Genomic DNA, 12,283 nt, shown 5'->3' on the forward strand with positions numbered 1-12,283 from the left:
TCACTAGGGTCACTCGTCTGGTCACCGAGCGTTCACACTTGCCCGTTAGGGCAACGGCTGTTGCACGTCCTCCGGCAGGTCGAAGTCGACCGAGGCGTATTCGCGCAGCTTGTGCAGGCTGTGGAAGCCGTCGATCAGGCGCACGGTGCCGGACTTGGAGCGCATGACGATCGACTGGGTCGTGCAGCCGCCCGCGCGGTAGTGCACGCCGCGCAGAAGGTCACCATCGGTCACACCCGTGGCGCAGAAGAAGACGTTGTCACCCGACACGAGATCGTTGGTGGTGAGCACGCGGGACAGGTCGTGGCCCGCGCCGATCGCCTTCTCGCGCTCCTCGTCGTCCTTGGGCCACAACCGGCCCTGGATCGCGCCACCGACGCACTTCAGCGCCGCCGCCGCGATGATGCCCTCCGGGGTGCCGCCGATGCCGATCAGCATGTCCACACCGCTCGTCGGACGGGCCGCCGCGATCGCGCCCGCGACGTCACCGTCGGAGATGAAGTGGATGCGGGCGCCCGCCTGGCGCACCTCGTGCACGATCTGCTCGTGCCGCGGCCGGTCGAGGATGCACACGTTCACGTCGGAGACGTCGCTGTGCTTGGCCTTCGCGACCCGGCGGATGTTCTCCACGATCGGCGCGGTGATGTCGATGACGTCGGCCGCCTCCGGGCCCACGGCGAGCTTTTCCATGTAGAACACGGCGGACGGGTCGAACATCGCCCCGCGCTCTGCCACGGCCAGCACGGCCAGCGCGTTCGGCATGCCCTTGGCCATCAGGGTGGTGCCGTCGATCGGGTCGACCGCGACGTCGCAGTCAGGACCCTCGCCGTTGCCCACCTCTTCGCCGTTGAACAGCATGGGCGCCTCGTCCTTCTCGCCCTCGCCGATCACCACGACACCGCGCATCGAGACGGTGTGGATCAGCTTGCGCATCGCGTCGACCGCGGCGCCGTCCCCACCGTTCTTGTCGCCGCGACCCACCCACCGGCCCGCGGCCATCGCCGCTGCCTCGGTGACGCGCACGAGCTCCAGTGCCAGGTTCCGGTCGGGGGCTTCGCGACGTCGTTCCGCGGGGGTGTTCACCATTGCGCGCCTCCATGCGACTACTCAGCGTGCCGGTTTTTGTGATCGGCAACTGAATCCTTGCACGAGATCACGCCTCGGAAACGTCCTCCTCGACCACAGCGAGAGCTGCATCGATTCGCTCGCGTGCACCGGCGAGATGCTGCTCACAAGTCTTGGCGAGCGCCTCACCGCGTTCCCACAACGCCAGTGAGTCCTCCAGCGACAGGCCACCGGCCTCGAGCTTGCGAACGACCTCGACCAGCTCGTCACGGGCGGCTTCGTAACCGAGCGTCTCTGAACTCACGCGGACTGGCTCCTAAGTCGGCTCAGCACGGTGGCGACCGCCATGTCGTAGCCGACGAGCGCCTCCGCGAACTCCTCGCCGTCACCCTCTCGCACCGCCTCGTCGATGAGCGCCTCGGCCTCCGCGACGCGCCGGTACTGGACCGTGCCGGCGGTGGCCTCGCTCAGATCGTGCAACGTGAGGATCAGCATGCTGCGGCTTTGGGTGTCGCAGTCGCCCACCAGCGCCGTCCAGCACTGTGCCGCGGCCCGGTTCGCCGCCTCCGCCTTGGTCCGCAGGCCCGACGCGCACTCGCCGGCCGCCGCCATGGTCAGGGGCAGGAACACGGCATCACGCATCATCGGTACCTCCCCCTTCCGCACTGGTGACCACTGCTCCCACTGCTCCGTCAACGACGCGTACCCGCAGCTGTGTTCCGCTCGGCGCGTCCGTCACAGAACGCAACACGCCGTCGGGCCCGTCAGGTGTGACGAGTTGCACAACGGCGTATCCGCGGGCCAGCGTGGCGGCTGGTCCGAGGGTCGTCAAGCGGGCTTTCGTCCCTGATAGGTGGACGTCCTCCCGATCTAGACGTTGCGTGACGGCCCTACGGCCCTGGTCGCGAAGACGTTTCACTTCTTCGGCACGGCGCTCCAGCGGACCGTACGGGTCCGAAAGTACTGGTCGTGAGCGCAGCGCGTCGAGCAGTTTGCGCTCCCGGTCGACCCAGCCGTGCAGCGCACGCCGGCCGCGATCGCGCATCTGGCGGACGCGTTCACTCTCTTCGGCGACATCGGGAACCACCCGTTTGCCCGCGTCGGTCGGCGTCGAACAACGCAGGTCAGCGACGTGGTCGACCAGCGGGGTGTCCGGCTCGTGCCCGATCGCGGACAGCACCGGCGTGCGGCACGCGGACACCGCGCGGCACAGCGCCTCGTCGGAGAACGGCAGCAGGTCCTCCACGCTGCCGCCGCCGCGGGCGACGATGATGACGTCGCACTCGGGGTCCTTGTCCAGAGTGGACAGTGCGGTCATCACCTGGGTCACCGCCATCGGGCCCTGCACGGCGACGTTGATGACGCGGAAGTGCGCTGCGGGCCAACGGTTGCGCGCGTTCGTGAGCACGTCGCGCTCGGCCGCGGACGCCCGGCCGGTGATGAGACCGATCTTCTGGGGCAGGAACGGCGGGCGGCGCTTGCGGCGCGGGTCGAAGAGGCCTTCCGCGTGCAGCAGCTTGCGCAACCGCTCGATGCGCGCCAGCAGCTCGCCGATCCCGACCGCGCGGATCTCGTCCACGCGCAGGCTCAGCGTGCCGCGGTTCGGGTAGAAGCTGATCTTCCCGTGCACGACCACGCGGCTGCCCTCGGTCAGCTGCATGTCCCTGATCAGCGCGGCGTTGCAGGTGAGCGACATCGACATGTCGACACTCGGGTCGCGCAGCGTCAGGAACGCCGTCGAGCTGCGCGCGTTGAGCTGCGTGACCTGACCCTCGACCCAGACGTCACCGAGCCGGTTGATCCAGTCGAGCAGCTTGCGCGCGACCGTGCGCACCGGCCACGGGTCCTCCGGCGTGGATTTTCCGTCACTCACGACTGGGCTTTGACCGTGGCGATCCGGCGGTTCAGCGTCCCGAGGAACTCAGGACGGGCCTCGTGCGCCTGCTCGTAGCCCACCAGTTCCTCGAGCTGCTCGACGCTCAGGTTGCGCAGGCGGGCGCGCAGCTGGGCGATCGACAGCTCGTCGTACATCGGCAGGAACTCCGGGACTTCGGCGAGCGCGCGCTCTTCCTCCTCCCACGGATCGTCGGCCGCGGGAGCCTCCGCCGTGACGGGCGTCTCGTCCTCGTCGAACGTCGCCCACTCGGGTTCGTCCTCGACCGGCCTCAGTCCGGAGAGGACATCGTCACCTTTGATGGCGAGTTCGGTCACATGCTGCTGCACGCGCATCGACAACTGCATTGCCTCGCTGACCACCGTGAGAGGGAGTCCGGCGAGCTGCTGCGGCAGCTTGCGGGCCTGTTCGAGGGCGGTCACCGCGAGTCCAGCTGCGATTCGGACCGGCAACGGCAGTGGCTTCATGACCATAAGCCTGCCGCAACAGCGCTGAGAATGCACAGGCCGTGTCCTGCGAGTCTCGTCCGCGAAAGTCGCGCCCGAGGGGGTTTCTGACGGCACCGCCGCGACCCCGAATACGCCCGGTATGAGTGGATCGCGGCGGCACCGTCAGAAACCCTCTCGGACGTGACTTTCATCGCACGGACTCACAGGACACGGCCTGCGAACGGCCCTGGGTACCCTGGTGTCATGCCCAAGCGAGTCCTGTTGGCGAAGCCGCGTGGTTACTGCGCGGGCGTTGATCGTGCCGTCGAGACGGTCGAGCTCGCCCTCGAGAAGTACGGCGCACCTGTTTACGTGCGCAAGGAGATCGTCCACAACAAGTACGTCGTGGAGACGCTGTCCGATCGCGGCGCCATTTTCGTCAACGAGACGGACGAGGTTCCTGAGGGCGCACTTGTGGTGTTCTCAGCGCACGGCGTGTCGCCGGCCGTCCACGAGGAGGCGGCGAACCGCTCGCTGCGCACCATCGACGCCACCTGCCCGCTGGTGACGAAGGTCCACAAAGAAGCTGTGCGCTTCGCCAAGGAGGACTACGACATCCTCCTGATCGGCCACGAGGGCCACGAGGAGGTCGAGGGCACCGCCGGTGAGGCGCCGGACCACGTCAAGCTCGTCGACACCGCGGAGGACGCGGCCAAGGTCGAGGTGCGCGACCCCTCGAAGGTCATCTGGCTGTCCCAGACCACGCTCTCGGTCGACGAGACGATGGTCCGCGTCCGTCAGCTCAAGGACCGCTTCCCCGACTTGCAGGACCCGCCCTCGGACGACATCTGCTACGCCACCTCGAACCGCCAGACCGCGGTGAAGACGATGGCGCCGTCGTGCGACCTGGTGCTCGTCGTGGGCTCGAAGAACTCCTCCAACTCGATCCGGCTGGTCGAGGTCGCGCTGCAGCACGGCGCCAAGGCCTCCTACCTGATCGACTACGCCAAGGAGGTCGACCTGGCGTGGCTCGAGGGCGTCGAGACCGTCGGCGTCACGTCGGGCGCGTCGGTGCCGGATCTCCTGGTGATGGAGCTGCTGAAGTTCCTCGAGTCGCACGGCTACGGCGAGGTCGAGGAGATCACCACGGCGAACGAGCGGATCACGTTCTCGTTGCCGCGTGAGCTCCGCAAGGACCTCGTGCGCTAGCTGATAGCCCTGAGCGCCTGCTCCACGTCGAGCGGCCAGACGGTCATCGCGTCCGCACCAGCGGACACCACAGCGGTGCCGTCCGGCCGCCACGCCAGGTGCGTGATCGGCTGGCTGTGACCGCGCAGCGTGGCCCACAGGCTGCGCGCGCCCACGTCCCACAGGCGCACCTCCAGGTCCCGGCCGCCGCTCGCGAGCCGGGCCGAGTCGGGACTGAACTCCAGTGCGGTCACCGCCTGGGTGTGGCCGCGCAGCTCGCCGATCTGACGCCACGTCGAGGTTTCCCAGAGCACGATGAGGCCGTTGTCGTCGCCGGTCGCGAGCAGAGCGCGGTCCGGAGACATCACCAACGTGCGCACCGGTCGCTTGTGCGGGCCCTGCAACGCGTGTTGTTCCCACGTCTTGGTGTCGAGCACGCTCACACCGCCGTCCTCACGGCCGATCACGATCTCCTGGTCCGAGTGGCCGAAGACAGCGGACGAGCGCGCACCGAAGTCCAGTCCGCCGATGAGCGTCGGCTGCGCGGCCTCCGCGACGTGCCACACGCCGTCGGGCACCTCGCCGCCGATCGCGAGCAGTGAGCGGCCGCTGAATTCCAGCGCCACCGGCTGGCGCCCCTGGTCGGAGAACCCGAGGGTGGACAGGTTCGCGATCGGTTTGCCCGTCGCCACCTCGCGCACCGCGAGCGGCCCGCTGGTCGCGACGAGTCTGCGATCCGGGCTGAAGTGGCTCATCCGGCCCTGGGCGACGCCTGTCTCCACCCGGCTGACGGTGCGCAGGGCGCTGTCGCGGCGTTCGATCACACCCGCGTCGTCGAGGGTGAGCACGGACCCGTCCGCGTCGATCGCGAGCGCGCGCACGGACTGCCCGGACGTCCTGGGCATGCTGCCGGGCGGCCAGAACTTCACCGCGTCGCGGGTGAGGATGGCGAGCGAACCGTCGGGGGCGAACGTCACGCCGTGCACCGGTTCTCCGACCGTGAGCGTGGCGAGCACCGCGCCGCGGGCCAGGTCCCACAGGTGGATCTTGCCGTCTTCACCCGCCGAGACGAGGACGGTCTCGTCGGGGCTCGTGGTGAGCGCCCTGGCCGGGCCGTTGTGCGCGGGAGGGGTCGCCACGAGCGCGCCGCTCGCGATGTCCCGGATCTGGACGAGGCCGTCCGCGGTGGTGATCGCGACGGACTTGCCGTCGGGCATGAGGGAGATCCGGTGGAGGTGGCCGGCGCCGACGGTGAAACCGCCGGTCCGCTGCCGGGTGACGAGGTCCCACACCTCGACCGAGCCGTTGGAGGCGAGGGCGACCGTCCTGTCGTTCTTGAACGAGAACGGGCCGGTGATCTGCCCGACGGGCAGGTCGAACCGCTTCTGGAGGGTCGTCAGGTCGTAGATCGAGCCGCCGACGAGCAGGGAACGGCCGTCCCCGGTGTAGGAGACGCCGACCGGCTGAAGCAGCTTCGTGACGGCGACCGGCTCGGCTTCGGGACCGGACCGCACGGTGATCGATCCGTTGCCCTCGGCCACGGCGATGCGGCCGTCGTCTGCCACGTCCCAGCCGAAGACGAAGCTGGTCTTGTCCCCGATCGGCACGGTCTTGATGTGGTTGAGGCCGGCGTCGTAGAGATCGAGGCCGCGGGCACCCATCAGCAGGATCCGGCCGTTGGCGAACCCCATGCTCCACGCGCCGTCGTGCCGCAGCGTGCGCCCCAGGCCGGCGCCGTCCGCGCTGATCTCCCGGCCGCGTGACTCGGCGGCGGCTGCGCTGAGCACCCGCCCGCGTGCTTCGACGGTCGGGTAGGTCCGGTACGCGTCGAGGGCCGTGAGCGCGGCTCGTTCCGGGTCGCTCCCGACCAGCGCCTCGGACAGTTCGGTGAGTTGCTGCGACTGCCGCACGAGCCCCAGCCGGTCCACCTCGCGGCGCTGCTGCACGGCGACGACGGCGGACGCCGTGGTGGCGACCAGCAGTGCCGTCAGCCCGGCCGCGATCCAGCGCACGCGACGGGACCGGCGGCGTTCCCTGGCCTTGGAGGCGCCGATGAACTCACGTTCGGTGCCGGTCAGCTCCGGCTTGGCGCGGGTGACCCACTCGGTCGTCTCGGCGAGCCTGGTGGTCCGGTAGAGCGAGTCGGTGTCGCGGCCCAGCTCCTGCCACGTGCGCGCGGCGTCGGTGAGCCTGCGGTGGGTGCGCAGGCCCTCGCGGTCCTCGTCGAGCCAGGCGCGGAGTCGTGGCCACGCCTGGAAAAGCGCCTCGTGCGTAACCTCGACGGACTTCTCGTCGACGGTGATGAGCCGGGTGTCGGCGAGGACGTCGAGCACCTCCTCGCCCACGACGTCCTGGCGCGGGATGGGGCGCTTGGTGCCGTCGGAGCTGAGCCGCAGCAGCAGTTGCTTGGCCAGGCGTTGCTGTTCCTCGTCGAGCGTGTCGAACGCGGCCTCGGCGCTCTGGGCGAGCGCGCCCTGGATGCCGCCGGCGGCCTGGTAGCCCGCGAGCGTGAGGGTGTTGCCGCGGCGGCGGTGCCACGTTTCGAGCAACGCGTGCGACACGAGGGGGAGCACGCCGCTGCGGCCGGCGGCCTCGGCCACGAGGGTCGTCAGCAGGCCCGTTTCGACCGTGCAGCCCGCGGTGGCGGCGGGCTGGGTGATCGCGCGGCGCAGCTCGTCCGGCGTCATCGTGCCGAGCAGCACCTGTGCGTCGGTCAGCGCGTCCGCGAGCTTCGGGTACTGCGCGCAGTGCGGGTAGAAGTCGGACCGCACGGCGATCACCCGCCGGCAGTCCGCGGCGAGCAGCGCGCTGAGGAACGCCTCGCGCTGGACCTCGTCCTCGCACAGCGTGAAGAGCTCCTCGAACTGGTCGACGACCAGCAGATCCGGGTTGCGCGCCAGCGCGTCGGCGATCGCGGCGTCCGGATCGTGGCCCGGCGTGCACACCGCAGCGTTCTCGAACTTCGCCGCGAGACCAGCCCTGAGCAACGACGACTTGCCCTCGCCCGACGCGCCGAACACGGCGAGGAACCGTTGCCGCTCCAGCCGGTCGAGCAACGTGTGGGTGAGCGCCTCGCGGCCGAAGAACCGGTCGGCGTCCTCGGTCGTGAACGGGTTGAGGCCCACGTACGGCGACGGTCCGTCGGCGGACCTGCTCTGCGCCATCGCCACGGCCAGGTCGTGCCAGCGCCGCTCCCACACCGTGTCGTCGCCGTGGCACGCCCGGACGTAGGCGAGCGTGACGTCGAGCCCGGGCAGCTTCCGGCCACCAGCCGCGTCCGACAGCGTGGACGCGGAGAAGTGCGCGCGCCGGGCCAGTTCCCGATAGCTCGGCCGCCCGGCGTTGGTGCGGAGCTGTCTCAGATCATTGGCGAACAGCAGCAGTGGACTGTCGCCCTCGTCCAGTGGACGTTCTCCCCTAGGCATCGAACTCATGCTGGCAGAGTGGGTGCTGATCAGGCGGTTGTTGTCCGTGATCCGTTGTACGACGTTCGGGGGGACGATCGCGGACAACGGATCAACTCAGTGCTCGCAGGGCTGATTCCACGTCGAGCTGCCACACGAGCAATGCGTCTGATCCTGCAGACACCACTCCTTGGCCGTCGGGCATCCATGCGACGTGCGTGACGCTCTGCGTGTGGCCGGTCAACGGCGCCCAGATCTTTTGTCCCAGGCGATTCCAGATGATGACCTTCTTGTCGGTGCCGCCACTGGCGAGCCTGGTCGAGTCCGGGCTGAACTCCAGCGTGTTGACGGGTCCGTTGTGACCGCGCAGTTCGCCCATCTTCTGCCAGGTCGAGGTGCGCCACAGCGTGATGAGTCCGTCGTCGCCGCCGCTGGCGAGCCACCGCTTGTCGGGCGAGACCGCGAGTGCGCGCACCGGACCCCTGTGGTTCGAACCGAGGCCTCGGGGCACCCAGGCCCCAGTGTCGCCCACGAACACTTCCCCACGTTCGGAGCCCAGCATCACCTCGTGGTCGTTCTTGCCGAACGCAACCGCCGTCAGCACCCCGTTGTTGCGGGTGTCGAGGAGGTTCGCGGTGGCGGGCCACGTCTCCGCGTGCCCTTCTCCGCCGGCCACCACCACGTCGTGGTCGTCCGCGAAGGTGGCCGAGGTCGGCGGCCGCGCCGCGTTCCGTGCGACCAAGGTGCCCGTCAGACGTCCATCGGTCGTGTCGCGCACCGCGAGCGGCTCGTCCGCGCTACCGGTCACGAGCCGGCGCCCGTCGCGGCTGAAATCGGCGAGGTTCCGTGCGGTGGCACCGGTCTCGACCTGGCTGAGGACGCGCAGGGTCGCGTCGTGGCGTTTGATGACACCCCTGTTGTCGAACGTGACGATCGTGCCGTTCGGTTCGACTGCGAGCGCACGCACTGGGTTGTCCTGCGCAAAGGGCAGGCTGCCTCGCGTCCAGATCCGCGTCGCCTTGGGCCGCTGGATCATCAGATCACCGTCCGGGGTGAAGGCGAAGCTGCCGGCCGACGGCGCGGAGAGCGAGGGCAGCGCGGTGTTGTGCACGAGGTCCCACAGGAGCACCTCGGCGTAGTTGTTCCCCCGGAACGCAGCGAGTGTGCCTTCGTCGTCGATCTCCAACTCGGTCGTCGGCGAGACTGTGGGCAGCGCGGCGATCTGCGTGCGACTCGCGGTGTCCCACAGGGCCACGCTGTCAGTGGTGCTCACAACGGCTCGGTTACCCCTGGCGAGCCGCACCTTCGTCACACCGCTGCCGAAGCCGCCGATGCGCTGCGCGGTGGCGAGGCTCCACAGCGAGACGCCATCACCCTCCACGACCGCGAGGGTGTCGCCGTGGATGTCGAACGGTGTCGTGATCGGGGCTATCGGCAACTCGGCACGGAGCTCGTGGGTGGTCAGGTCCCAGAGCTGACCACCGGCGAAGAGACCGTGGCCGGTGAACCGGACGGGGCCTTCCGCGCCCCGTTCCCTGAGCACGACGGGCTCGGCGTCCGGTGTCTGCCGGACCGTCACCCGTCCCTTGACCTCCGAGAGGGCGATGCGGCCCTCTCGGTCGAGGTCCACGTCGATCAGCCTCCTGGTGCGGATCTTCTTGACCAGCTCGAAGGTGTTCGCGTCGAGCAGATGGACGTCCTGACCGGCCGCCAGCCCGATGACGCCCTTGCCGAACCTGATGTCGGTGAACCGGCTGTCCGTCCTGCGCGGGTGCCTGGCGGCGGTGCTGAGGACCTGGCCACGTGCCTCCACCGAGGGATACGTCCGGTAGGCGCTGACCGCCATCTTCGCGGCCTCGTCCGGGTCGCCGTTGTAGAGGGCGGCGGAGACCATCGCTTGCTGCTGGGAGTTCGCGATGAGCAGGAGCCGTTGGACCTCCTCCCGTTGCCGGGACGCGGTGACGGCGCTGTACGCGGTGGCGACGAGCAGAGCGACCAGCCCGGCCGTGATCAGTCTGGATCGCCGGGTGCGGCGGCGGGCGACATTCCTCGACGAGTTGAGGAACGCCTGTTCTGCGGTCGCGAGGATCGGGCCGGTGCGGTCGACCCATTCGCTCGCCTCTGCCAGACGGGTGGACCGGTAGAGGGCACCCGTGTCGCGGCCGAGCTCCTCCCACAGCCGTGCGGCCTCGGTCAGCCTGTGATGGGTGCGGAGGCCTTCGCGGTCCTCGTCCAGCCAGACCTGCAACCGGGGCCACGCGCGGAACAACGCCTCGTGCGTGACCTCGACGGTGTCCGCGCCGACCGTGATGAGGCGGGCGTCGGCCAGGACTTGCAGGACCTCCTCGCCGACCACCTCGGAGCGGGGGACCGGGCGTTTCGTGCCGTCCGCGCTGAGCCGCAGCAGCAACTGGCGGGCCATCTCTTGCTGGTCCTCGGAAAGCTGCGCGTAGGCGGCCTCGGCGCTTTGCGCGAGGGCGCCGTGGATGCCGCCTGCCTCCTCGTAGGCGCCGAGAGTGAGGATGCTGCCCTTCTTGCGCCGCCAGCTCTCCAGCAGGGCGTGGCTGACCAGCGGCAGGACCCCGCTGCGGCCGGCGGCCTCTGCGACCAGCGTGGTCACCAGGCCGCCATCGACCGTGCAGGACATCTTGGCCGCGGGCGCGACGACGGCGCGGCGCAGCTCGTCCGGCGTCATGGTGCCGATCAGCACCTGGGCGTCGGTCAGCGCTTCGGCGAGGTCGGGGTGGGCGGCGCAATGCGGGTAGAAGTCGGACCGGACCGCGATGACGACCTTGCACCGCGCGGTGAGCAGGGCGGTCAGGAACGCGTCGCGCTGAACCGGGTCGTCGCAGAGGGTGAAGAGCTCCTCGAACTGGTCGACGATCAGCAGGTCGGGGCTCTTGGCGAGGGCGTCGGCGATGGCGGCGTCCGGGTCGGCGCCGGGCGTGCAGGTCACCGCGCGGTCGAAGTGCTTGGCCAGACCGGCCCTGAGCAGGGAGGACTTTCCTTCCCCCGAGGCTCCGAAGACGGCCAGGAAGTCCTGGCGTTCCAGCCGGTGCCGCAGCGTCGCGGTGAGTTTTTCGCGGCCGAAGAAGAGGCCGGCGTCCTCTCTCGTGAACGCGCTCAGGCCCACGTACGGAGAGGGGCTGTCGTTGGCTTCGGCCTGGCTGGCGGCGACCTCGTGCCATCGACGCGCCCACACATCCTCGCTGCCGCCGCATCCCCGTACGTACGCGAGTGTGACGTCAAGGCTCGGCAGCTTCCGCCCGGCAGCGGCCTCGGACAGCGTGGTGACGGAGAAGTGCGCCCTGCGGGCCAGGTCGCGGTAGGTCGGGCCGCCCGCGTCGGCGCGCAGCTGACGCAGATCTCTGGCGAACCGCAGCAGCGGGCTGTCACCGTCGTCGAGCGGACGTTCTCCCCTGGGCATCGAACTCATGCTGGCAGAGTGCTGCCGAATTCCCCGCCTGTTGTTCCAGGTTCGTTTGTTCGCGGTTCAGAGGGTGGCCGCGAACAATCCCTACCGGTCGTCGCGCGGAGGCCGGGGCCTGCGCGGAGCCGCTGGACGTTCGCCGCGGGCGGCACCATCGGGGCGCGGACGGCGGGCCGGTGCGCCCTCAGGCCGGGGCCGGCGGGCCGCGTCGGGACGTGGGCGGCGCGGGCGCTCCTCGGGCTCGTCCTCGTCGCGCGCGGGACGGCGGGCTGGCTTGCTGCGGGACTTGAGCTCGGCCTTGGCCTCGCGGATCTCGTCCTTCGACGGCCGGTTCGGGTCCTTCTGCATGAAGATCCGCAGGATGCCCAGCGCGACCGTCACGGCGGTGGTGACGGCCATGACCGGGAAGCTGTCGATCAGCGGCTTGCCCAGGCCCAGGGCCATGGCGGACAGGCCGCCCTTCTGGACGCCGCCGGTGAACAGCACGAGGGCCGGCACCGTGGCGGCGAGGATGAGCGGTGGCTGCACCATCGGCGCGAACAGGCTGCGGCGCTGGACCAGCAGGATTCCGGCGAGCGAGCCGATGAAGAAGACGGCAATGAACGTCCAGCCGACGGTCTTGCTGGAGTTGATGTCGACGAACGCGCCGATGAACGCCGGGACCAGCGCAGACAGGATCGCGGCCCACCACGGGATGCCCTTGAACGACCCGAAGATGGCCCGGTAGTTCCACGGAACTTCGTCGTAGTCCTCGACGTCGTCGAAGGCAGCCGAGCGCTCGCGCACATCACTCACGCCGCACACGGTAGCCGTTCGGCCATTCGGTGTTCGTCAGTCCACGGGTTTCTCACCCAGAAGCAACCTGTCCGCACGC

General features: G+C 69.6%; 9 protein-coding genes. 1 reads left to right on the forward strand and 8 read right to left on the reverse strand.

Annotated elements, in window-relative coordinates:
- Positions 1 to 45: 45 nt before the first annotated feature.
- The 5 genes from glpX to ACIA8G_RS37070 form a co-directional block, all read right to left on the reverse strand.
- Positions 46 to 1,086: a class II fructose-bisphosphatase gene (glpX, locus tag ACIA8G_RS37050; RefSeq protein WP_396423422.1), complete on the reverse strand. Its 1,041-nt coding sequence runs from the start codon at positions 1,084 to 1,086 to the stop codon at positions 46 to 48.
- A gap of 67 nt (positions 1,087 to 1,153) precedes the next feature.
- On the reverse strand, positions 1,154 to 1,369 hold the full coding sequence (locus ACIA8G_RS37055) for an exodeoxyribonuclease VII small subunit (protein ID WP_229813098.1): 216 nt from the start codon (positions 1,367 to 1,369) through the stop codon (positions 1,154 to 1,156).
- Entirely contained in the window at positions 1,366 to 1,710 is a 345-nt protein-coding gene (locus tag ACIA8G_RS37060; RefSeq protein ID WP_396423423.1) for a sugar ABC transporter substrate-binding protein, read from the reverse strand. The genes ACIA8G_RS37055 and ACIA8G_RS37060 overlap by 4 nt, the downstream gene beginning before the upstream one ends.
- Positions 1,700 to 2,938 (reverse strand): exodeoxyribonuclease VII large subunit, encoded by a 1,239-nt coding sequence (gene xseA, locus ACIA8G_RS37065; protein WP_396423424.1) that lies wholly within the window; start codon positions 2,936 to 2,938, stop codon positions 1,700 to 1,702. Before xseA ends, ACIA8G_RS37060 begins: the two co-directional genes overlap by 11 nt.
- Positions 2,935 to 3,426, reverse strand: a complete 492-nt coding sequence (locus ACIA8G_RS37070) for a lipid droplet-associated protein (protein WP_396423425.1) — start codon at positions 3,424 to 3,426, stop codon at positions 2,935 to 2,937. Before ACIA8G_RS37070 ends, xseA begins: the two co-directional genes overlap by 4 nt.
- A 225-nt stretch (positions 3,427 to 3,651) precedes the next feature.
- On the opposite strand from ACIA8G_RS37070, the gene ACIA8G_RS37075 reads away from it, so the two are divergent.
- A complete protein-coding gene (locus tag ACIA8G_RS37075; RefSeq protein ID WP_396423426.1) occupies positions 3,652 to 4,596 on the forward strand; it encodes a 4-hydroxy-3-methylbut-2-enyl diphosphate reductase in 945 nt (314 codons plus the stop codon).
- On the opposite strand, the gene ACIA8G_RS37080 is transcribed toward ACIA8G_RS37075, so the two are convergent.
- The 3 genes from ACIA8G_RS37080 to ACIA8G_RS37090 form a co-directional block, all read right to left on the reverse strand.
- Positions 4,593 to 8,009 carry a hypothetical protein gene (locus tag ACIA8G_RS37080; RefSeq protein WP_396423427.1) on the reverse strand — a complete coding sequence of 1,139 codons (3,417 nt, stop codon included), beginning with the start codon at positions 8,007 to 8,009 and terminating at the stop codon, positions 4,593 to 4,595. The genes ACIA8G_RS37075 and ACIA8G_RS37080 overlap by 4 nt on opposite strands.
- An 82-nt stretch (positions 8,010 to 8,091) precedes the next feature.
- Entirely contained in the window at positions 8,092 to 11,406 is a 3,315-nt protein-coding gene (locus tag ACIA8G_RS37085; protein ID WP_396423428.1) for a helix-turn-helix domain-containing protein, read from the reverse strand.
- A gap of 90 nt (positions 11,407 to 11,496) precedes the next feature.
- Entirely contained in the window at positions 11,497 to 12,204 is a 708-nt protein-coding gene (locus tag ACIA8G_RS37090; protein ID WP_396423429.1) for a DUF6542 domain-containing protein, read from the reverse strand.
- Positions 12,205 to 12,283: the final 79 nt, after the last annotated feature.

It is taken from the genome of Lentzea sp. NPDC051213 (genome assembly GCF_044455585.1).
Lineage (GTDB): Bacteria > Actinomycetota > Actinomycetes > Mycobacteriales > Pseudonocardiaceae > Lentzea.

Excerpts from the sequence above, each read along its gene's own strand:
- glpX (WP_396423422.1), bottom strand. The coding sequence starts at position 1,086 with ATGGTGAACACCCCCGCGGAACGACGTCGCGAAGCCCCCGACCGGAAC.
- ACIA8G_RS37060 (WP_396423423.1), bottom strand. The coding sequence starts at position 1,710 with ATGATGCGTGATGCCGTGTTCCTGCCCCTGACCATGGCGGCGGCCGGC.
- ACIA8G_RS37070 (WP_396423425.1), bottom strand. The coding sequence starts at position 3,426 with ATGAAGCCACTGCCGTTGCCGGTCCGAATCGCAGCTGGACTCGCGGTG.
- ACIA8G_RS37075 (WP_396423426.1), top strand. The coding sequence starts at position 3,652 with ATGCCCAAGCGAGTCCTGTTGGCGAAGCCGCGTGGTTACTGCGCGGGC.
- ACIA8G_RS37080 (WP_396423427.1), bottom strand. The coding sequence starts at position 8,009 with ATGAGTTCGATGCCTAGGGGAGAACGTCCACTGGACGAGGGCGACAGT.
- ACIA8G_RS37085 (WP_396423428.1), bottom strand. The coding sequence starts at position 11,406 with ATGCCCAGGGGAGAACGTCCGCTCGACGACGGTGACAGCCCGCTGCTG.